The 21482-nt window shown below is 56.0% G+C and carries 14 protein-coding genes; 12 read left to right on the top strand and 2 right to left on the bottom strand.

Annotated features, from left to right (window positions below; genetic code table 11):
* Nucleotides 1-18: 18 nt before the first annotated feature.
* Nucleotides 19-1875 (bottom strand): MobH family relaxase, encoded by a 1857-nt coding sequence (gene mobH / locus ACFPFG_RS31885; RefSeq protein WP_203328788.1) that lies wholly within the window; start codon nucleotides 1873-1875, stop codon nucleotides 19-21.
* 319 nt (nucleotides 1876-2194) lie between these two features.
* Here mobH and ACFPFG_RS31890 point away from each other — a divergent pair, with 319 nt between their 5' ends.
* The 12 genes from ACFPFG_RS31890 (at nucleotide 2195) to ACFPFG_RS31945 (ending at nucleotide 19833) form a co-directional block, all read left to right on the top strand.
* On the top strand, nucleotides 2195-2821 hold the full coding sequence (locus tag ACFPFG_RS31890) for an integrase (protein WP_380109923.1): 627 nt from the start codon (nucleotides 2195-2197) through the stop codon (nucleotides 2819-2821).
* A gap of 12 nt (nucleotides 2822-2833) precedes the next feature.
* Nucleotides 2834-3466, top strand: coding sequence for an RES family NAD+ phosphorylase (locus ACFPFG_RS31895; protein WP_058195259.1), 633 nt, complete (start codon nucleotides 2834-2836; stop codon nucleotides 3464-3466).
* Nucleotides 3467-3483: 17 nt separating this feature from the next.
* On the top strand, nucleotides 3484-3855 hold the full coding sequence (locus ACFPFG_RS31900; RefSeq protein ID WP_380109926.1) for a DUF3742 family protein: 372 nt from the start codon (nucleotides 3484-3486) through the stop codon (nucleotides 3853-3855).
* A 17-nt stretch (nucleotides 3856-3872) separates the two neighbouring features.
* Nucleotides 3873-7835, top strand: coding sequence for a DEAD/DEAH box helicase (locus tag ACFPFG_RS31905; RefSeq protein ID WP_380109928.1), 3963 nt, complete (start codon nucleotides 3873-3875; stop codon nucleotides 7833-7835).
* Entirely contained in the window at nucleotides 7832-10240 is a 2409-nt protein-coding gene (locus ACFPFG_RS31910; RefSeq protein WP_380109930.1) for a PIN domain-containing protein, read from the top strand. The genes ACFPFG_RS31905 and ACFPFG_RS31910 overlap by 4 nt, the downstream gene beginning before the upstream one ends.
* The gene (locus ACFPFG_RS31915; RefSeq protein ID WP_380109932.1) at nucleotides 10149-11390 is read left to right on the top strand and encodes a GumC domain-containing protein; all 1242 of its coding nucleotides are present in this window, start codon (nucleotides 10149-10151) and stop codon (nucleotides 11388-11390) included. Before ACFPFG_RS31910 ends, ACFPFG_RS31915 begins: the two co-directional genes overlap by 92 nt.
* Nucleotides 11387-13249, top strand: a complete 1863-nt coding sequence (locus ACFPFG_RS31920) for an AAA family ATPase (protein WP_121738018.1) — start codon at nucleotides 11387-11389, stop codon at nucleotides 13247-13249. The genes ACFPFG_RS31915 and ACFPFG_RS31920 overlap by 4 nt, the downstream gene beginning before the upstream one ends.
* A gap of 20 nt (nucleotides 13250-13269) precedes the next feature.
* Nucleotides 13270-13839 (top strand): 4Fe-4S single cluster domain-containing protein, encoded by a 570-nt coding sequence (locus tag ACFPFG_RS31925; RefSeq protein ID WP_380110374.1) that lies wholly within the window; start codon nucleotides 13270-13272, stop codon nucleotides 13837-13839.
* Entirely contained in the window at nucleotides 13840-14985 is a 1146-nt protein-coding gene (locus ACFPFG_RS31930; protein WP_380109934.1) for a hypothetical protein, read from the top strand.
* Nucleotides 14982-15848: a histidinol-phosphatase gene (locus tag ACFPFG_RS31935; protein WP_380109936.1), complete on the top strand. Its 867-nt coding sequence runs from the start codon at nucleotides 14982-14984 to the stop codon at nucleotides 15846-15848. Before ACFPFG_RS31930 ends, ACFPFG_RS31935 begins: the two co-directional genes overlap by 4 nt.
* Nucleotides 15845-16975 carry a hypothetical protein gene (locus ACFPFG_RS31940; protein ID WP_380109938.1) on the top strand — a complete coding sequence of 377 codons (1131 nt, stop codon included), beginning with the start codon at nucleotides 15845-15847 and terminating at the stop codon, nucleotides 16973-16975. The genes ACFPFG_RS31935 and ACFPFG_RS31940 overlap by 4 nt, the downstream gene beginning before the upstream one ends.
* 770 nt (nucleotides 16976-17745) lie before the next feature.
* Nucleotides 17746-19833 (top strand): capsular polysaccharide synthesis protein, encoded by a 2088-nt coding sequence (locus tag ACFPFG_RS31945; RefSeq protein ID WP_380109940.1) that lies wholly within the window; start codon nucleotides 17746-17748, stop codon nucleotides 19831-19833.
* A gap of 128 nt (nucleotides 19834-19961) precedes the next feature.
* Here ACFPFG_RS31945 and ACFPFG_RS31950 read toward each other — a convergent pair whose 3' ends face one another.
* Nucleotides 19962-21470, bottom strand: coding sequence for a conjugal transfer protein TraG N-terminal domain-containing protein (locus ACFPFG_RS31950; RefSeq protein ID WP_121738013.1), 1509 nt, complete (start codon nucleotides 21468-21470; stop codon nucleotides 19962-19964).
* Between the last annotated feature and the right edge of the window lie 12 nt (nucleotides 21471-21482).

Raw genomic sequence — 21482 nt, forward strand, 5'->3', positions numbered from 1 at the left:
GGCTTTTTTCACCGGGCATTAGCCGACTGGAAGCGCAATAGCCTTCAGGTATGGGTTGTTTGGCGGCACCTCACCGAAGATTAGTTGTGGCTGGACAAGCAGATAACCATGCAGCTTCCGTGATTTTCGGGGGCCTGTGACTTCGCAGGTCCAGATGTTCAGTCCACTCGGCTGTTTGCGATGCAATTGCAGTCGCTCGAAGCGTTTCTGCACCCACTGCCAATCCTGCAGGTTCTCCTGTTTGGCCAGTTTGCCTACCTGCGGGTGTTCCTGCGCATAGCGCTGGAACACGCCAGGGCTGACCAGGTAGGCGGTGTCGCTCACGGTATGCACCAGCGCTTTCGCGTCGTTGATGATGAGCCGCCGCGTGGCGATGCCCTGTTTCAGCCACGCCATGAAGTGCTCGCCGGATGGCTGTGTCGTCGAGGATGGGGAGGCCGGTAGCGAGGGCGCAGCGGCGGCCAAGGGCGGCTGGGTCGTATCGGAAAGAACGATGGGTGTTTCATCCGGGGCGGTTTCCACATCTTGATCGGTGGTTGGCGAGTTTCCTGTTCCCACCATTGCCAGCATGTCCGCGATGGCGTCGGGTATGGCCGGTGCCTTGGATGGAGGGGACGATGCGATGTCACTACCTTCCGCTGGCGGAGCGTTTGGGTTCTCCAAAGCGGACGTCACGCCGTCCGCAGAAAGGGTGCCCCCTGCTTCGACATCTTCACCTGCGGTGGGCGTGTCGATCGCCACCGTACCGGCAAAGGGTGCTGGTCGCTCACCAGATTCCCAGATCAGCGCGGGCGCGAGGCGCAACAAGGTGAATGAGTGGCTCCAGCCGGTGGAACTGGTCACGGTCGCGCGCCAGATCGCTTTGCCGTCCTGCGTGGGCTGCAACATGCCGTGATCCTGCAGCACGTTGAACACGGCGGTGTTGTTCGCTGGGATGCCGTCGATGCCTTGGGACAGCAGATGTGCCCGCAGCTTGTCCGAGACCGTCTTGCTCACCAGCCACAAACCATCCTCGGTGAGCCAGCCATCGGAGGCTTCGGGCTGGTTCAGCTTCAGCTCCTCCTTGAGCAGGTAACGCAGCCCTTCCAGCAGCTTGCGTTGCAGCGCGTGCTTGGGCGCGGCCATGGCGCGTGTGGGGTCGCCGCCCAGCTCCTGGGCCACGGAAGCCCGGTCGGCCTGCACCACCAATTCGCCCAGCACCCCGGCGTGCTCGTACTGCCCGGCCAGAACGTAGAGCAGCGGTGCCCACAGCGACGGATAGTCGCTGAGCCAGTCCAGGACTTCACGGTCAAGCAGTTGCCGGTAGAGCAAGCCTGTCGCGGCGCTGTGGAGCCGGTACTCGCGATCGTCACGGTAGCGGAAGCGGTATGGCTGGTGCAGCGGGCCGTGCCACGGGTGCCAAGTGCTGCCGTCGGCTTGTTCGACGTGCAGATCGACGGCGATCTTGCCGATGTCGTGCAGCAGTGCGGCGTAGGCGACGGCAGCGGTCCAGGCTTCGGCTTGCGCGGCCTGATCCTCGGGGTTGGCGCCGATGGGCAGCAGATGAGACTGGCGCAGCTTCAGGCTGTAGGCGACGATTTCCAGGCCGTGGTCGAGCATGCCGCCTGGGTAAGCGTGGTGATGCGCTTCGGAGGCAGGGAAAGCCTGAACCAGCTCGGCATAACGTTCCAGCGGCGCGCGGTACAGCGCGGCGAACTGCTTGCGCGAGAGCGAGGTGCGCTGCCAGATGTGTTCCAGCAGCTTCTGTCGGCGCGGTGTCGCCAGCAGCGATGCGGCCGATTCCGGTTGCAGCAGCCCTTTCGGAAGATCGGTGACGGGTGCTGGCGACGGAGCGGCAGCGCCCGAGGCCCGTTTTCGCTGGAACAGAGAGAGCATGTGGGTGTCCTGGTGGCGGGCCAAGCGGGAGGCCTTTTCGCCTTTTCGGGTAGGGCCTTTCCCCTTGCACCCCATTCCCTTGCCATTTCGGCCCTTTGGCCTTCAACCGTTTCGGTATAGCGGGGCGCGGATTGCGGCTCCAGCATCAATGTGGAACCCGCTCGAATGGATTGAACGGCGACCCGGCGCTGGCTTCGGCCTATGCTGCGGGAACGCTGCTTCCGCCAGGTAGGTTGCTTTCACTCCGGGCGTCTAAGTTGACAAATGCGACAAGGGCGACTAGAATGAATCCTGTCTCAAACCTACTTGGGAGATGACTATGCCCACTGCCATTGAATTCATTGCCGACCGTCTGCCGCGCGTCACGGTGAAGGATGCGCGTCGCTTCGCGGATACCGTCGAAATCCGGGACGCCAAGGCTTTTGCGGCCGAGTTGCAGGCGTTCGTCCACGAGCGTGTGGAAGCGGTAAAACTGCCCGCCAACCTGGAGGGTGAGGCGGTGGAGCAGGCCCTTGCACGCAAGGCGGCCGCGCTGCGTGCCGACACGCGCTGGGACCCGAGTAAAACCGACGTCCAGCGTGGCCGCGCCGTGTTGCTGGAAACCTTCAACCAGCCACACAATCTGCCGATCCCCGAGTTCGCCAAGCTGGCGGACAAATCCCGCCAGCAGATCTACAAGGACATCGTTGCCCGTCGGCTGCTGGCACTGAACGTGGGGCCGCGCGGTCAGAAGCTGCCCGACTGGCAACTCGACCCGGTGAAGCAGCAGTTGACCCAAACCGTACTTCAGGAGGTCGAGGGCATCGACCACTGGACGATCTACCGCGCACTGTCCGAACCGCTCGAAGGCTTGGGCGGTCGCTCGCCGCTGGATGCGGTGACGCATGGCACGATCGACGACGTGGCCGAGGCGGTGTTCAACGTGCTGGGCGTCCAGGTGCATTGAAGTGAAACCGTCATGAACCGCGAGTTGCCATCCTTCCTGATCGATGCCGGTGAACTGCTCCAGCATGTGAGCCGCGTCGTCTATCGGGGCAGCCCGCTGTACTATGGCCGCAGCCGCACCAATCGCTACGATGACCCGACGCGGGCCTACGGCGTGCTTTACTTGGGGCGCGACTTGCCCACGGCGCTGATGGAGTCGGTGTTCCACAAACATCAGTGGCTTGCGGACAAGAAACGCTCGATCGCGCTGAAAGAAGTCCAGAGCCGGATGGTGCGCGCCGTAGGCGTGGTGGCTGACGTGCTTCTGGCGGATCTCACAGCACCGGGCGTCATGGCGGGCTACTTTGGCCTGAATCTGGAGCAGTTGGCCAGCCGCGACTACAGGCATACGCAGCAGGTGTCCGCACAGGTGCATGCGATGCTCGGAGATGACGGCCAGCCGCTGTTCGACGGCGTGCTCTATCCGTCGCGCAACAACTATCCCGCCAAGAGCATCGCCCTGTTCGAGCGTGCGGGAGCGAAAGTCAGCGTCATCGAGGACATCGACCTGGTTGACCATGTGGATTGGCCACGTTTCGTTGCCCGCTATCGCATCGGTGTGGAACCCGACCCCGGCCCGATGGAACCGGATGACGAAGCGTCCTGAAGCAGCCGGAGACGACCATGAACACCACGACCCGCACCAGCACCGCAGAACGCCTCGGACGCACCCTTGGCCGTGGATGGCGCGCCTATGTGCGTGGCGAACGGCGGGCGTCAAACTGGTTGGTATCGAAGGGAGTGCCGCAAGCGGGGGCCCCCGTGTTCGTGTGGGCGATTAAGCTGGTGGTGCTGGGATTGCTGTTTTATGTGGCTTTCTGGATGACGCTGCTGCTGGTGGGCTTGCTAGTTGTTTCTCGCGGTTTTCGCAGAAGCAGTGATGATTTTTCGCAACCACGCGACGAACTGCGTCATGGTGAAGCAGGATTCGGCTTGTACTCGCCGGACGGGTATCGCCTCGACCCGCATGACCCCAACAATCCGTATGACGACTAACAAGGCTATGTTTTTTGATGAATTTGTATATTGCTCTTGACCTGAATAACCGAAGCTGGATAGATCGGGCTATCGCCGATATTCAGCGTCGTCATCAGTCATTCAAAAACTGGTGTAACGGCCGTGATGGAGCGGAAGTGCTGTTTGAACTGCTTTTTCCAAACAACATGCCGATCGCAGGCTATGTTTCCAATCGACAGCGGGATAGGCAGAACCCACGATACGCACAGATGGCGATTCGAGTTAACGCTGCTGGGCGGGATTGGCTTTTTCCAAAAGGATGCGCCTTCATCGCCACGGGAAGCTGGCTCACTGAACACTCTTCGCCGATTTTTATCATCAACGGCTTCATCGAGACCGCCGACCTGCCTGCGCGATCTTTCGAGCGCGAAGTCACTGCATTTGCCGTGCATGACAGTCTGCAATCCACGCCGGGTCAGCCGCGCATTCAGCGCGTCAATAACCTGCTCACGCCGCAACTGTTGGCCGACTTGCCGCCAATTACGCAGCAAACCGAAAAGCAGTTGACCGAGTGGACTGAATTTCTTCGATGGAAAGAAAGTCTCATCCGCCACAAGGCGCGCGGCTTGCGCTACATCAGCCGTGAATGGCGTGACGAGCAGTTGGTTTTTTCCTTGGTCGCGCAGAGCGCACAGGCTTTGCAAAAAGACCGTAAGGCTTTGGGGCGGGATGATCTGGTGGCGTTTCAGGTTGGTCAATCCAAAGAACCGTGGGTGTTCGGATTGCCTGAAAGGGAGGAGCGCCGCCTTCCTCGGCTAGGGCAAGCTGGCAAACTCTCGGAGCCTGCATCGGTGCCGAAAGATAAGCAATTACCCAAGGACGACAACTTGCCGGAATGTCCTTGGCCTACGCCCGTATTTGCCGAGCTGACCGTCTCACTGACCGAAGACGACGCGAATGATCTCGCCAATGCCGAGGAGCCGGATGCCCTGCGCCAGCGCATCCTGAGTCAAATTCCGGAGTCCGGTTTTCTGTCCATTTCAACGGCAGGCGACATGAGCCTGATCAAGCGCCATCAACAGGCGTTGCGGCAGCTGCAGGAGCAAGGCGGCTATGCGCCGTATCTGACTGATTATCTGTTCGAAGCTGCACAGGTTTCCGTACCGCAGCGTCTGGAGCCGGTTACGCAGTGGGCCAATGACAAGCTCAACCCGGCCCAGAAAGAAGCCGTGGTCAAGATTCTTTCTGCACCGGATTTGTGCTTGGTTCAAGGGCCGCCTGGCACGGGTAAGACTACGGTGATCGCAGAAGCCATCGTCCAACTGGCGCGGCGCGGGCAGCGGGTACTGCTGGCATCTCAGGCGCATACCGCAGTGGACAATGCGCTGGATAGGTTGGGGCATGACGGTTCCTTGCGCGTAGTGCGGTTGGCACGAAATGAACGCAAGGTGACAGAAGATGGAGCAGCCTTCGCGGGGCAAGCATCCTTGCAGCGTTACTACAAGGCCTTGGCCGGGCAAACCGAAGACCGTCTTGTGGTGTGGAAGCGTGCTGACGAAGACTTGCGTCTCTTGCTGGAATGGCATGACCGCGCGGCTTTTGTGTTGCACGACGAGAAGGAGCTGACCAGTAGGCGCGGGCAGCTTGAAGCGGACTTTGCATCGGCCCGCAGCCAGACAACGCAGACACAGCAGGCGTATGACGCTGCCTGCGCGCTGCTAGATGAAGAAAAGGCCAAACGTCAGCGCCTGCACAGCATTCAGGCCTTGCTGCATGGCGAGGCCGAAACGTTGCATGGCGACTTGCGGGATGTGGAAGCGCCTGCCAGAAATCTGGTGCAAGGCCTTGCTTCCTGCGAGGCTGCAGGATTGCTCGTGAAATTTTCGATGGACGATTGGCTGGCCGATGCAAGCAGTCGGGGCGCAATGCTGGCGCATATGTTGGCCGCGTGGCGGCGTTTCACGAATGCGCGAGAAGCTATTGCTGCGGACATCCGTCGTCTTCGCGAAGCAGCGGGCGCCCCGATTCAGGATGCCAGCACCCGGTTACGTATTGAATCGCTCCGAAGCGAGGTCAAAGCCTTGGAGGAGCAGATGGAGAAGGACGCTGCTTACGTAGATGATTGGAGAGCCGCGCGCAAGGAGCTCAAAGAGTTGGAGCAGGCTGGTGTGGGCTTGGAGCGCAGCCGTTATGACGGTCTGTTTCGCCAAGCGTCCGAATGGTGCGCTCCGATTAAGAACGCTACTCAACTGGCAGACGAAATGGATGCCAGCCTAACTGCATTGGAGAGGACGCGGCCGGTCATCGAGCAGGCCATCGAAATCGTGAAGCAATCCACGCAGGCTCAATTGTCGCAACCCGCACCTGAAGCCCCGAACGATGGCCTTGTGCGAGCCGCGCGGAACCAGGAGCGCAACGCCCAAAGCAAGATCGATGACTGGGTCGAGCAGCGCAGACAGCATGAGCAGAAGGTTCAGGCTCTGTTGCAGGATGATTCAATCACGCAAGGCAACCGCTTGCCGCTGGAACCTGCTGCGACCTTGTCGCAGCGCGTCGAAACTGTTGCCCAAGTCATCAAGGTCTTGGAGCAACGTCAGGCCAGCCAGCAACATCAACGCCAGACATGGGGGCCGTTGCTGGATGATTGGAAACGCGATTTGAGCCGCAACAACGCCGCAGAAGAAGATTGGCAGCATCTGGGCGCGGATTTTCTGGCGAGCTGTAATGTGGTGGCCATTAGCTGCAATGAAAACGAACGCACGTTGGGCGATGCCGGGCAGACGAGTTTTGATGTCGCCATCATTGACGAAGTGAGCAAGGCTACCCCGCTGGAATTGTTGATGCCCTTGATGCGCGCGCGCCGCGCCGTTCTGGTGGGCGACCACCGCCAACTGCCACCGCTATTTCAGGAAGGCGACGAAGCCCGCAGCTTCATGGATGAAGTTGAAGAAAACGAAGCGGCCAACACTGAGGAAAACAGCACAGGTCACCCTGCCGAAGCGCAGACCTTGCTGACCCGCGACAACCTACGCCGCTTCGAGAGAATGGTCACAGCCTCGTTGTTCAAGTCGCATTTCGAGATGGCGGACGATGCGATCCGCGCACGACTCAGTGTGCAGTTCCGAATGCACCCGCAAATCATGGCGATGGTGAACCACTTTTACGAAGGTCAGTTGGAATGCGGCCTCCTTCGGCCTGACGACGATCCAGACCCGAAGCTTCGCCGTGTTCACGGACTGACGTTGAAGAATGTGAACGGTGGCTCACCGTTACTCACTCCGGATGACCATGCGTTGTGGGTGGACACAACCTACAACCTGCACAACCAGATTCACCGTGAAGACATGGACGGCAACCAGCCACGGCGCACCAATAAGCTGGAAGCGGAGTTGATTGCAGAGACGCTAGAGCAAATTGAGCGGCAATCTGCTGCACAGGGCTACTCCCGGTCAAACAAGCGCAAAGTCGGCGTGGTGTCTTTCTACGCTAACCAATGCCGAGAAATTCGCGCAGCCATCCGCCGCCGCAGGCCCAGGGAGTCCAATGGGCGATTTGATTGTCTGGATGTTGAAGTCAACACGGTGATTCGCTATCAGGGCAAGGAAAAGTCGATCGTGCTAGTCAGCATGGTGCGCCACGATGGATACGACCCTTTGCGCTCGGGCAATCAGCCTCGGCGTCGTTCCAGCAAGGCCAATGTCGCTCGGTTTGAGTTTATCAACGTGGCATTTTCTCGCGCGCAGGCGCTGCTGGTCGTCTTCGGCGCGAAAAGCATGTATGCGTCCTACGAGGTGGATTTGCCGCGCATGGACAGCGCAGGTAGCGTGAAGCGAGCCGTTTACAAGGACATTCTGGATCAACTGGAGCGCGATGCACGGCTGGTTCCGGCAAGGCAATTGATGTCGCCTGACATGCTACCCCAACAGCAACAACAACAGCGTGGCAGGTCCAATGCTCCGACTCATCGGACGGCTGCGCCCAAAAACGACAAGTACGGTAGCCGGGGAGGCCGCGCATGAAGCTAGCAGAAATTTCCGTCCCCTTGCCCTTGTATCGCATTGAATCCGATGTGACCTATCACACCGAGCGCAAGCCCACAGTATTTGAACGGATGGTGTTGCGACTGTGTGATCCCGGACTCCATTTGCCCGACAAACAGAACTTGTCTTTGCTGGCCGTTTTCCGCGATCAATTGGGTGCAGGTGATGTGCGTGAACTGCTGGAAGGCTGCGTATCTGAACTTTCCGCTTTGGGAGCGCTGCCCAAGCGTTACGCTCAAGATAGGCTTGAGGCCCCTTTAACTGAGCTTGAATTGACTGCCGATGGCTTGCAATTTTTGCGTAGCGACAGCCTGCCGGTGCGCTCGCGCACGGTTAAGGTCTGGCACCGCTATGATCCCATCAGCGACGAGATTAAGTCCACACAGAATGATGGAGCGCGTCTCAGCCAAAGTGATTTCAGTCGCGTTAGTGTCGCTGATCAAGCTTTAAGGCCGCAAAATCCGCTGCCGCAGGTTGAGCGCGCCATAGCGCAGGAAACGTATGACTGGAAAGCCCCTGCGACAGTTATAGACCGCATCGCGCCCATTGTTCAGCCAGCGGGACGGATAGAGCGCCGACTTGAAGTCTCGTGCAGCGAGGATGGTGCACTGTCTGCGAGCGCTCCGCGTGATGCAGCGTTGCAGCGTTGGCTGGAGCAAGCGCAACTCGAACTGGCATGGGAGGTTCTGCTTGCTGATGCTCTGACAAGCGAGCCAGATTCCTTGCTGCCCATCGTTCACTCTTCTGTTTTACGAGAGGCCCGCACTGCCCGCCCCATTGCCGCTAAAGGGAGCACAGCCAGGGCGCGGTTCTGCATCGTTGCGCAAGGGGTTGCAGCAGCGGATGCAACAACACCCATTATCGTTTTATCGTCTGAAGTGAATGCACCAGAACTGGTTGCCAATGGCAAACAACCGACCGTGTACACACTGCTTGTGCCTACCCCCGCAGGAATTACGACGGGATTTCGTAGCTTGTCTCTGCCTCAGATCGATGGGGCGAGCGTTCAAGTAGAAGTAGCCGGTAACCTCCGCCTCTATTGGGCCGGGCAGCCGCGCCTGTGTGGCCTGGCGGTAACTTTGAACGACCAGGCTGCAACCGAGCTTTGGGCCAAGCTGCGCAGAGATTTAGAAGGGGCTTGCGAGCACTCTGATGACCCACGCATTGCCTTCATGCCCGTGGCATGGCGGGATGTCGATGCACTCAGCGAAACGGTGTGGCCGTGGCTTGCCACGCGTGCTGAACAGCCACTGAACGATCTGATGGCATTGGTCGAACCCGCTACACAAGCAATTGGTTTGTGGCGGCCCGGTAGGAAAGACTGGAAACCAGCGTGGGAAGGATCTCTGGCAAAAGCTATTGATGAGTCGTTGAGGCATACGCCCAATCAGCTTGAACCTGAAGAAGTCGTTTCTCTTTTGACCCAGGTGGCTCAGATGTTGTCTGCAGACAAGGCTGTGCCGCTGCAAGCCGCGCTGCTGCGTCATGCGGCTCCCATTCGGGTCTTGGAATCATTGGCAAAGCTGCGATCTGCCTTGCCTTCCACCACTGAAATTCCAGAAGAATTGCTCACCGTCGAATTGCGGCAAGTGTGGCTGGAACACGCATTGGAGCGCAAAGAGTTGAAGATGTATGGCCCACACGCGATACAGCAGCCAGTGCAAGTTATTGAGAAAGCCGTTCAGGATGTTTACCGGAGTATTGGCGAGCAGGCGTTGAAAGCGGCGGGTAATAGCCAAATGGATGTGCGTACCTTGACCCCTCGTGCCTTGGATGCCGTGCGCACTTGGCGCAAAGCTGCGGAAAGTTTCCACGGTCTAAAGATATCGTTGCCCCTCTGGGATGCGTTGAATGAAGCGGTGGAGAGCTGGAGCCTTCTGGCGCAGGAGAAGCTGGCCCCAGTCGAGATTGGGCATCGCATCGCCGTGCTGGATACCAGCGCTCTGATGGAACATCCTGGGCTTTTGCAAGGGCTGAGCTCCAGCGATATTTTGGTGGTGCCGCTTCGTGTGCTGAGCGAGTTGGATGGTTTGAAGAGCAGTGAAGATGAGGCTCGCGCGGTCAAGGCGCGCGCGGCCATTCGCCAGTTGGATGCAAGCGCGTCCCGTATCCGCCATGAAACAGACTACGCAGCCTTACTGCCTGCTGAATGGGATGCCAGGCAGCCCGACCATGCCATTCTTTCAACGGCGTTATTCTTTCGGCTGAATGATGTTTTGTTTGTGAGCAATGACATCAACCTACGCACCAAGGCGCAGTCTCTTGGCCTGAACACGCAAGATTCCAAGTCATATGCGCCTTCGCACCTTGTGCCCGCTGCTGCTGCTGGTGCACCAAGCATACATTCACGGAAGCAAGATAAAAGAAAAAATCAAAGGAAATGAAACCATGAGTCGGGCAGACGAATATCGCTATCAAATTCAACGGCAACGCAAACAAGAGCTTGATCGACAGCGTGTGCGCGAGACAACGCGTCCGTTCCTTGAGCGCTACCGCAGCGTATTGAATGATGTCGCCAGCCAAGGGCTGGGCGATGTGATTCCAGCGGAGTTTCGTGAGCTGAGTTCTGATCTTCAGCGCATGGAGGCTCTGCTGGAGTCTGACCCGTTTGCTGCCAGAGATATGAGCCGTTCCCTGGGTGGTCGATTCCACGGATTACCACGCTTTGCGCGTGAGCAACGCCGTTCCCGTCAAGAGGCGGAGCTAGCCGCAGCTGAGGCATTCCGCAACGCGCAGCAAGCTGAGGTCGAACGACAGTTGCAGGTGAAGGCAGAACTTGAAGCAGCATGGCGCGAGGGTTTGAGTGGCTGGAGCACACCTGTCGCACTCAACGCAGCGTTTGCCGAGTTGCAGAAACTACGGGAGCGGCTACTTGGCAATGCTGCCAACAACATGACCTCGGCGCAAATTTCAGCCGCCTTACGCGAAGTTCGGCAGCGATATGAAGTGGACGCTGAGCGCCAATTGCAAGAAATGAAAAATCGTGTGCAGCGCGAGGCCGTGACCGACGTACTGACGCTGCAAAGAGAGCAGTTGGAGCAGGAAGCGAATAAGGACGGTGGCGAACGCGCTGCCAAGTTGCGCGAGGCATTGGCTCATGCAATAGGACTGGCTCCTGCAGAGCAGGCTGAAGCCTTGAACCAACTGGTGCAAGAACAAGATGAAGCTGCCGTAGACGAAAGCCAGCGTCGTGAAGTCGTGCGGGCGGTTTATCAGTCACTGCAACAAGCTGGCTTTGTTGTGGATGGACCAGAGCATCTTGTATCGGAAGGGGAAGACCAAGTGCTGATTCGCGCCCGTCGCCCTGCTGGTGCGCAAGCAGATTTCCGCGTCAACTTGAGCGGTCATCTCAGCTACAAGTTTCATCAATACAAAGGCAAAACGTGCGAGAAAGATGTCGCCCCCGTCATGGCAACGCTACAAGATGCTTACGGCATCAGCCTGAGTGACAAACGCGTGATTTGGGTCAATCCCGACGACCAGGATCAGGATGCTCGCCCTTACCCTGATGCGACACAGGAGAGAAGCAAATGAGTTCAGCTTTGTTGCCGTGGCAGGAAGACTTTCGCCGCGAATGCGGCATACGGCGCGGTGTTATCTTGCACGGTAATACGGGTGATTTGACATCCGATCCCGAAGCACCAGGGCAATGGACAGCGTTGCCTACCGCGTTGATGAACCTGCTGCGTCAGCGTGGGTATCAGCATGTAGTTTTCTGGAACCGCGTCAATGGTGTCAGCGGCGTTGATGCGAGGACTTGGGGGGAATTGCAAAGCTCAGTTACCCCACCTGCCGCAAGAGAAAGCACATCTGAGGGGAATGCCTATGACATGGGTGATTTGCCGCCTACACCAGTGGCGAGCCCCGCATCCAACGGCATCACGGCCAGCGCGGATGACTTACTGACTGTTGCTGCACAATGGCTGCGGCAACCGCGCACCGAAAAACCTGTCGCTTTTGTGCTGGACTGGACACAATATTTGTTTGGCAGCGTCAATTCGTTGAGTGAGAACGAGCGCGGATGGCTGCTACGTCTGGGACAGGCCACCCGTGATGCCGCCGTGGTTCGTAATGCTGAAAGCATTGGTCAACCGCAATCGCTGCTGGTGTTGCTGTGCGGGGGCTTGAATGTGTTGCCACCATCCATCTACCTGAACAATCCCTTGTTCAGTGAAATAGCAATTCCCTTGCCGCCAAGGCAGATTCGCGAGTCTGCCGTACTGGGTTTGAAAGAAGTGTTTCGGCTGCAGCCCCCTTTGCAGCAAGGCGGACGAGAGTTAGCTGACTTTGTGGATGGATTAGAAGGCCAGAGTATCCGCGACATTCACAATCTCGCACGACTTTCACGACAGGAGACTGAAGTCTCAAGTGCCTTGTCTCTGCTCAACCTATATCGCCACGGCCGCCGACACAGCCCCTGGGAGCAACTGGATCACAAAAAACTTCAGACCATTGTCGAAACCCTGGGGCGGCGCGTCAAAGGTCAAGGGGAAGCCATTGAATCGGTGCGGCGCATCCTCGTGCGCGCCTTCACGGGACTTTCGGGACTTCAACACTCATACAGGCAACGTACTCCCAAGGGCGTGCTGTTTTTTGTCGGCCCTACGGGCGTAGGCAAAACTGAACTGGCGAAGTCCATTGCGGAATTTCTCTTCGGCGACGAAGAAGCCTGCCTTCGCTTCGATATGTCCGAGTTCAATCACGAGCACGCTGACCAGCGATTGGTGGGTGCACCGCCAGGTTACGTGGGCTACGAAGCTGGAGGGCAGCTGACCAATGCGGTCAAGCAAAAGCCATTTTCCCTGCTGCTGTTTGATGAAATCGAGAAGGCGCACCCGCGCATCCTTGATAAGTTTTTGCAAATTCTGGAAGACGGCCGCTTGACGGATGGAAAGGGCGAAACGGTGCTTTTTTCGGACACCGTCATCGTATTCACTTCAAACATCGGCGCAGCCGAAGTGAGCCATGAAAGCCAGGATGTGCGCAATGCATTCATCCAAAAGGTGCGACAGCATTTCGTGCATGAATTAAAGCGCCCTGAATTGCTAGGGCGCATTGGCGAAGCCAACATCATTCCTTTCAACTTCATGCGTGATGATGGATTTTTGATTGATATCGCTCGAGCCAAGCTGGAGCCACTGCGTAAAGGGCTGAAGGATAAATGGGGTGTTTCGGATTTGAGGCTAGTTAAGGAGGCCGAGATACTGGCCTTGCTGGTCAGGGAAGTGGATCGCGGAACGGGTGGTCGCGGCGTCCCTAACGCACTGACCAATAAGCTGATTGATCCATTGGCCGATTTTCTATTTGCACAAATGGCCGCCCCTGATCAGATCCGGGGAAAGGCAATTGAAGTTCATATTGCCGGTGGAAAATTGTTATTCGAACTGGAGTGAAATTTGTGCATTGGCTGAATATGGCATCTCGCCTACCTTGCACCGAAGCAGAAGGGCCGGGGCGAAGAGCAGCATTGTGGGTGCAAGGTTGCAATAAGCGTTGCCGTGGCTGCTGCAACCCCGCGTATTTGCAGCTGGTTGAGCGTGAGTTTGTTTCGGCCTCATCGGTTCTCGACTGGCTTGAAGACGCGCACCATGCGTATGATCTTGAAGGGGTGACCTTTCTCGGTGGCGAGCCCATGTTGCAAGCACAAGGCTTGACTGTTGTTGCGCAAGGAGCGCAGTCGCTGGGGCTGTCAGTGATGGTATTTAGTGGATATACAAAAAACGAGCTTGATGTGCTGCAGCTGCCTGGGGTTGACCAACTGATTCGCTACACGGATGTGTTGGTAGATGGCCCGTATGAGGTGAATTTGCCGGAGCAAAATCGCCGTTGGGCAGGCTCCACAAATCAACAATTTCATTACCTGACAACGCGTTACGACGCACGGATTGAAAGTGATGGTGAAGTCGAGCGTGTGCTTGAAGTTCGCCTGAGAACTGATGGCTCAATGTTTATAAACGGATGGCCAGAAAAAGTATTGCGCTGAATGATTTGGCGCGGACAGGCGGTATTGGTTCGCATAGATTTCATCCGTCATCGCAATCATCTCAAATTATTTACAAAAAAACCTGTGCATTGGCGCAAGGTTGGATTGAGGCTTTTAATGCATCTTCAGGGACACCTCCTATACATCGACATTACACAAATATGCGGCATCGGCTGTGCCTTCTGTATGTACGCCGACAAGCACAAAGCGGGCATTAGCATGGAGCTATCAACGTTAGCGCGGGAAAACCTTGCTAGGTTGATCAATGCTTCGGAGGTCAAGCGCATCTCCATCAGTGGTGAAGGCGAACCACTCAACAACGCCAAAGTGTTCCACGAGATTCTTGGGTTGTCAGAAGGTGGTAAGTGCTTCGAATTCATCACCAGTGGGTTCTATCCACATGACAAGATGGAGGAGTTCTACGACACGACAAACCGGATTGTCTTGACCAATGGCGACACCTGCAACATCCGCCTCAGTGCAGATAGCCATCATATCGAGAAAGTCAAATGGCGAGCCCATGGTTTCAGCTTGGACTTCCTTCGACGTCGGCGACCGTCTGGGCTGAGTTTCTCGTTCCGCTCAATCGATACCGACCGCGATTTCACTCGTGAGTACCTAAAGTCCGAACTGGCTTGCTGGGGGCTTGAGGCAACCATCGAACCACAGAGCGTGCTGGAAGATGTGCTGGTTGCGGGTGGCGAGTGCTTCGGCATCGACTACAAGAACCTCGTTCACCCAGCTCCAGGAACCGCCCCCGGTTATTTGGATATGCTCGGCTACATTGAGGCGATCGAGTCCAAGGTCGGCAAGCCCTTTACCTTCGGCAGCCTGAACAAACCGCCGCAGGCCAATGGTTTGGATGTCACGGTAAAGCCTAGCGGCGATATATACCTGTATGGCATCGAGAATCAGCGTCTGGGCAACATTCACTTTGACCAGGTCGACTGGCAACGGCTGGTTGAGCACGTGAGGGAAACACCGTTAACCCGAGCACTTTATACGCAACCCTTGACAGAGCTGCTAGCGCGCCTTGATAACACCGACCTGCTTCGTTCGATCATCGCCAAGGCGAACAACCCCTACTGGCTTGTGAAGGAACTGGCAAGTCATACCGGGCTGCTCGGGCAATGGGAAGCTGCATGATCGACTCACACAGCCACACCTTTTATTCGAAGCATGCAACCGGCACCGTTGATGAGTTGGTTCGCGCCTCGATCACCGCCGGCGTGTCCGTCCTAACAATCACCGACCACGCGCCGTTTCCCATAGATACGGACAATCGTCTGCTCGCCTCCGAGCTTGATCGATATTTCGCCGACATCGAGCGAGCGCGGCAGGTCTACCAGGGGCAGATCACCATCCTGTGTGGCCTGGAGCTCGACTACATGCCAGGCACCGACGCCTTCAATCGCGAGCTGCTTGCTCGTTACCCGATGGACTTTGTAATCGGCTCAATTCATTACGTGGAAGTTCCAGATGAGGCGATGGTGAAGGTCTGGGAGCTGCCACGCATTGCCGGGGAGGCGTTTCTAGATCGCTACTTCGCCAATCTCGAAGGTCTGCTAGAGAGTGGATTGTTCGATGCTGTAGGGCACGCTGACACCTTGCTGCGTGGTGTGCCGGAAGACATCTTCCTGCGCCGTTTCGAACCTTTGCTAGCGCAGCTCGTCAGAAGTGGTATCGCATTCGAGCTCAATGCCTCAGGTCTGCGAAAGTCGAGCCTGGACCCTACAACGGGTAGAGAGGCCCAGGGCTTTTGGTCTTATCCGTCTCGGGAATTGGTGGCACACCTTATCGCACACGGGGTACCTTTCACGGTTGGGTCTGATACCCATGACCCGAGCGACGCTGGTGCGGGCATTGCTGAACTGCTTGAGGCCCTGAGGCCTATGGGGCTAAAGAGCATTAGTTACTACAAGATGCGCCGACGAATCGATGTCTCCCTCGACAGCCTGACGTTACCGGGCACACCAGCAACTTTGACAGCAGGACTGGAACGGCCTTGAACATGATTTACCCCGGAAATTCTCCACTATGGTTCGAGGTACTTAAGAGTCCGGTTGATGTCCAGTTGGCGATGTTTCGTCAGGCTTCCGCTCAGCCCCGTGCGAATGATGTGAAAACTGGATTCCGCGCGTTCGCTGCTGAGCTGTTTGCACGTGACCTGATCAGCATGACCGAGTATGTTTCGATTTTTGGCGGTACTGCCCTGCACTGCCTTACACCTGCCGAGTCGGGGTTGTTCCGCGACATGGCCACGGGCAGCGATGCCGCAGCACTGGCTGGGATCTACAGCCGTGCAAAATACGGCGGTGTGCATGACATCCGGTATCTCGCAAGACAACTGATCGACTACCTCTGTGGCGAGCTGGATAGGCCAGACTCGCAATGGTCATACCTGTTCCAGAACGCCAAGGTCTGTGGTGACAACGTGGTGATGATGACCACTGGTTGGCGCAACGTGCCGTCCACGGCGAACGTACTCTATGAGTTCGTGGTCGAGGAGGTCAACGTCAAACTGGCGCATATGGCGTTGCCGACCATCATCAACGTCAAGCTACCCAGGATTGCGCCGCCCTGTGAGGACTACGCCAGCCTCAGCACCGAGGAGCGGGAGCGCGTCAATCTGGTTCAAGACCACATCATTCCGGCTGAAAATTTCTATCGCTGGAGCGGTGTGCATGTGATCTTTGGCGACGATGTGTTGGTTACCGGAGCTACTGCTGACAAAGTGTTTTATGAATCCATGCGTAACGGTGCAAAGTCGTTCCACGCAATCTATCCGGTGGCGATTGATCCCCGAGTGGCACTGGGTGACGCCTCGGTTGAGGATCGGCTGAATAGTGTGGTGGTCGAGCAACGGCTGGACGATACCGTTGCGGAGCTGTTGTCTGCGCGGGACTACCAGCCAATCCTGCGCACCCTGCGCTTGTTGTTCGGGGAGGGAAACCGAGAGTCGCTCGCCGCCTTCCTGCCGAAGGTGCCTGCGTCGACCTGGCTGCGCCTGTACAAGTCTGCCTTGGGCAACGAGTTTCTAGGCCAGCCGCAATGTGCTCCTTCCTTGGTGCTGCTGAGGGAGTACCTGACAAATGCCGGGTTGTTAAGTACCAATGGCAGGGCTATTTACCCGTGAGCAGCCAGCCTTGAGGCTTCGTTTGTGAATGTGTGGGTGTCAGTGTTACTGCGCTTGCGCGCAGATGAATTTGGCACTCACTGACCTCACTCAGGTTTAACTGCTGAGTTATCACCTCATGAACGGTCGGGGTGCCACGGTGAGGGGATGCGTGGGCAACGTACAACCAAGCGGGCACACGCGTCGGTAGTGGGCCGAACTCGAGCTCAATACGTACTAGGTCGAATACTTCAGTCGTTCGTCCGCTCGGAGTCCAGGCGAGCGGAGGAGTGCGATGATCGGGCTGCGTCACTTCGAGAGGACATTCGAGCTCCATATTTATGGTCCCAGGGTAACAGTCTACGACCTCGGGGAAGCCTTGGCTGATCAGTGGCAACTGGCGAGCGAGAGTTCCCTGCGCCACGCCTAGGCCGGGCACTATCCGTGCTTTAAGCGAATGGATTCGCTCAGCATCGGGCATTGTGGCTAACAACTCATGAAGATTGTCCAATAGAACCTCTGTCGATAACGCATTCATATCCTTCTGCCGGTACGCCGAATTTGACCAGCGTCTTGCCGACGATAGACGATCCTGGCCAAAGGCGGGGTCTAGTTCCGTATGATCACATTTATCACCGCATCCTGAAACTTGCAACGGCACGCGAGATTTTGTTAAAGGTAATCTTCTGGCAAACCTCAAGGTCAAGGAGTCGTCCGGGATTGGACAGCCACCCGCAGGCGTCCAATTATCGGTCAGGAAAAACTGTCCAAACAACCGGAGCCAGCTCTAAATGAAGACTCTATTTCCTGTGCTTAGTGAGCTCCTGATACGGCTTCTTGATTGGTCATTTGTACTCATCAAGCGGTTTACGAAAAAAAATAGCAACGTCAGGCATATTGTTTTCGTTAACTGGAATGGTAAGTACGGTGACGCTATCGCTTCGGCCCCCATCATCGAATTCCTAACTTCTCACTGCGGTGTAAGAGTTAGTGTAATTACCAACGAACCACTGCGTGCGCTCTATTGCTCGGTGATACAAGTAGATTCAGTTCACGTACTTGAGAAGAATTTTGGATGGTTTGATCTAGTTAATATCGCATTCAATGTAAAAAGGTGTGATGCAATCGTCCCACTCTTTGGCAAGCTTGGAGTTAAGGATGTTCTGTGTGTTCTTCTCTTGAACCCTCGAGTCATTTTTAGCACAGATAGCGCCTTAAAGATGTCAAGTAAGGAATTCATAGATAAGTCGAAAAACAATGATATCTACGGAATCTACCAGTCGATTGTCGATATGGCAATTAGCGGGAACAATACTTTGGCTGGAGCTTCATTTTGTGTAGAGAACGACTGTTTTTCAAAAAGTTATGATTTTCTGATCAACCCTTACGGGAGTCGGAATGACAAGTCGCTTTCTATCGAAAAAACTAAGTCTCTTATAAGACACCTAGCTACGTATCATCGTGATAGTAGCTTTGGCGTTATGCACTCTCCTAATTCTTTACTGTCAGCCTCACAGTTGGTTGACGACTTGAGCTTGCCTAATGTTGAGCTGGTAAAAGGAATAACAAATTTTGAAAGTGTTATTCCGATCATTCGCAAATCAGGACTATTGATCTCAGTAGACACATCTCTTGTCCATGTTTCTAAGGTACTAAATAAAGGTGTTGTCGCTATCTACCCTGAGACTAGGTATTTTAATATTTGGCAACCGACAACAAGTCGAAACTTTGAAGTTGTTCAGAGCAAAGGTCTGGTTGACTTTGGAGGCATTAAGGATATGAATCAATTCGAAAACGCAGACGTCGATTATGCGTTAAACCGAATTAAGAACAGTGATAGATTGGAAAATAAAAAAGTGGTTTTCTTGTACTGGCACTCTTCTAAAGAGGACATGCCTATCGGCCATGCCTTAAACATAAGAAATTTAGAGACTAGGCTAAGTAACAGTGATTGGATTGTTATCGTTACTACGTTAGACAAGCGCGCGCCTGATTACATTGAAAACTACATACCCCTCCCGCCGTACTTTCATCAACTGATAGAGAAGGCTGGCGATCCTAGCGTTCAGCATGGAAATCATAATGACATTATCAGGCTTAGGCTTTTGGAAAGATATGGTGGTGTTTATCTAGATACGAGCACTATTTTTCTCAGGAATAACTTTGACGAAGTGTCCTTGTACAAGAATCTTATTTATTCAACGAGTGCTTCGCTGGCTGGCTATGCAAACGTGACATTTACTCGCAAGGATGAAAAAGGGCGTAATTACTTTAAAGAGGCAAAAGATGGTATTGAATTAGGCGTTTTGTACGCAAAACAAAAGTCTAATATCCTGCGGATTTTTAACTGTGAAATCGACAAGTACTGGAAGTGGAAAACATCCGATAAAGACTACAAGGATTATCCGCCATTTATAGAGCATGGCTTAGGTAAAATAAGTTTCCTGAATGAGTATCATGTCCATTACTCTATCTACCATCTTATCATTACCAGGCAACCAGAATTGCTTGGAGAGGTTGTAGTGCAGAGCATACATAGAAGTGGTAAGGAAACCGCGCTTGCGCATGGCCCTTATGCCATATCCGATATATTCTGCCGTGGAAAAACTTCTTATGAGTCGGCTTCATCTAAAAAGATGTTGCAATGTTTTGTTGAGGGGGATATGGATACATGGGATGGTATGTCAACCTCACTAGATGTGCGTATTGAAATCTGTCAAGAAGTAGAGCTTTTGACAATCCCAGGATATTTGAGAAAGGAATTGGAGCAAGAGTTTACTTGTCTAGGCGACTATTTAAACAAGAAAAGTCTGTACCACGAATTCTATGGCTTTTTAGCTGCTGAGGCCGAGCAGGCCTGTTTATTGACAGGCCGATGAATTATGACAACATGGGCAAACCCGATTGATCCGGGGCTGGTCTCGATGCAGCAGGCGCTGGGGGACTATTTCACCCTGCTAACCCCGGACAGCCTGGAGCATTGCATAGATGCTTCTATCCTCGGCTGTCACCGCGTTACCTTGTTGACTCCCGATGAGGTACCGTCCTTCGCTTCTTTTGATCCCGTCGCCAGATTCTGTGCAAGCGCACCGGCTCTAACGCCTGCCCATCCCAGGGCTGCGACCCAAAAGGTCGGCAAAACCAGGAACATCGTCCCCATGACGAACATCAGAAGCATGTCGCCAAAGGCGTTGTTCAGCCCCACCAGCGGGTCGAAGTTGCTGTGTGGCCGGTTCCAGCCGAAGCCCCAGCCGTAGAGCGCATCGAGGATGGTGCTGTCGATCCAGCGCGCGAGCTGGAACCAGAAATCGACGAAGAACAGCGCGAACTGCACGACGCTCACGGTAACGACGGTCTTCAGGTCGTAGGTGCCCACGACCAGCACCAGCGGGATGCAGATGACCAGCGCCATCTTGAGCAAGGCGAGCACCATAGGCAGCGCCTGGCGCACCACGTCCATGGCGGGAAACGCGGCAATCGCGCCGACAGCCATGCCGACGTCGCCCGTGGCCCGCGTCACGATGTTCGGCAGGGTCTTGTCGATCTGGCCGCCGTAGTCCGTATAGACGCTGCCCTGGTTCAGTTTCTGCTGCCTCGGCGAGGCGATGGTGCGGATCACCGAGTCGTCCACATCGGCTCGGCTCAAAAAGCCGGCCCAGCCCGCCAATCGATTCAGCAGGCTTGGGTCTACCTGCCCCAGCAGGCGTGCGCGCAGGCCATTGCTGCCATCGGCCCACCACTGCCTGCAGGACGGATAGCCGCCACCGCTGGCCACCTGCGCAAGCCCGGCATCACGGTTGCTGTCGTAAGGCCAGTCATCGCGTGGTGTGCTGGAGCGGTAGGTGTCGTAGTAGCCGCCCGTGTCCGTGAAGAAGCGCGAGCCGATCCAGGTCACGTCGTGCATCTGCGCCTCATCGAGGTTCGGGCGCTGCATGAAGAGCTTGGCGCGCGCCGGTCCGTAGCAGTCGCGCGAGAAATCCGCCACTTCCTGAGCCAGCACCGGGTCGTCGATGCGCGTCGCGTCGATCTCCATGCGCATCTGCCGCAGATCGGTCCCGCAAGGGATCGCCGCCACCGAGGCACCGGTCACTGCTCGCGAGAGTGTGTGCATAAAGGCCCACCAGACGGGCACCTTCGCCGATTGGTTGTTGATGGTGCTGAAGGACTGTGACCAGCCGGTATCGGTGGGTTGCGGCACGCTGACCTGGCATTGGGCCGAGCGTGCGCTGTCGTAGCGGATGGTGTTGAGATCCACGTCGATGAAGGGGATGCCGGCGAACATCACCACCACGATGGCGACGAACACCCGGTTCTCGATGCGCGCAGCCGAAAGCACGCCCTTGTTGCCTTCGTCGGCACCCTCCGCACGGGCCTTCAGCCATTCCTGCACGATGATGGCGACGAAAGGCAGCGCGAATACACCGCTCGCCACCAGCACGGCCCATATGCCGTTGTGGACGACCCACGACACCAGCGTCAGGTAGTACTCCAAGTAGTCGGTGGTGAAAAGCGTCATGTCCTCGCCCCC

This window comes from Delftia deserti (genome assembly GCF_042653485.1).
In the GTDB taxonomy this organism is placed as follows: domain Bacteria; phylum Pseudomonadota; class Gammaproteobacteria; order Burkholderiales; family Burkholderiaceae_C; genus Comamonas; species Comamonas acidovorans.

Excerpts from the sequence above, each read along its gene's own strand:
- ACFPFG_RS31930 (WP_380109934.1), top strand. The coding sequence starts at position 13,840 with ATGATTTGGCGCGGACAGGCGGTATTGGTTCGCATAGATTTCATCCGT.
- ACFPFG_RS31910 (WP_380109930.1), top strand. The coding sequence starts at position 7,832 with ATGAAGCTAGCAGAAATTTCCGTCCCCTTGCCCTTGTATCGCATTGAA.
- ACFPFG_RS31925 (WP_380110374.1), top strand. The coding sequence starts at position 13,270 with ATGGCATCTCGCCTACCTTGCACCGAAGCAGAAGGGCCGGGGCGAAGA.
- ACFPFG_RS31890 (WP_380109923.1), top strand. The coding sequence starts at position 2,195 with ATGCCCACTGCCATTGAATTCATTGCCGACCGTCTGCCGCGCGTCACG.
- ACFPFG_RS31905 (WP_380109928.1), top strand. The coding sequence starts at position 3,873 with ATGAATTTGTATATTGCTCTTGACCTGAATAACCGAAGCTGGATAGAT.
- ACFPFG_RS31950 (WP_121738013.1), bottom strand. The coding sequence starts at position 21,470 with ATGACGCTTTTCACCACCGACTACTTGGAGTACTACCTGACGCTGGTG.
- ACFPFG_RS31935 (WP_380109936.1), top strand. The coding sequence starts at position 14,982 with ATGATCGACTCACACAGCCACACCTTTTATTCGAAGCATGCAACCGGC.
- ACFPFG_RS31920 (WP_121738018.1), top strand. The coding sequence starts at position 11,387 with ATGAGTTCAGCTTTGTTGCCGTGGCAGGAAGACTTTCGCCGCGAATGC.
- ACFPFG_RS31915 (WP_380109932.1), top strand. The coding sequence starts at position 10,149 with ATGCGCCTTCGCACCTTGTGCCCGCTGCTGCTGCTGGTGCACCAAGCA.
- ACFPFG_RS31945 (WP_380109940.1), top strand. The coding sequence starts at position 17,746 with ATGAAGACTCTATTTCCTGTGCTTAGTGAGCTCCTGATACGGCTTCTT.
- ACFPFG_RS31900 (WP_380109926.1), top strand. The coding sequence starts at position 3,484 with ATGAACACCACGACCCGCACCAGCACCGCAGAACGCCTCGGACGCACC.
- mobH (WP_203328788.1), bottom strand. The coding sequence starts at position 1,875 with ATGCTCTCTCTGTTCCAGCGAAAACGGGCCTCGGGCGCTGCCGCTCCG.
- ACFPFG_RS31895 (WP_058195259.1), top strand. The coding sequence starts at position 2,834 with ATGAACCGCGAGTTGCCATCCTTCCTGATCGATGCCGGTGAACTGCTC.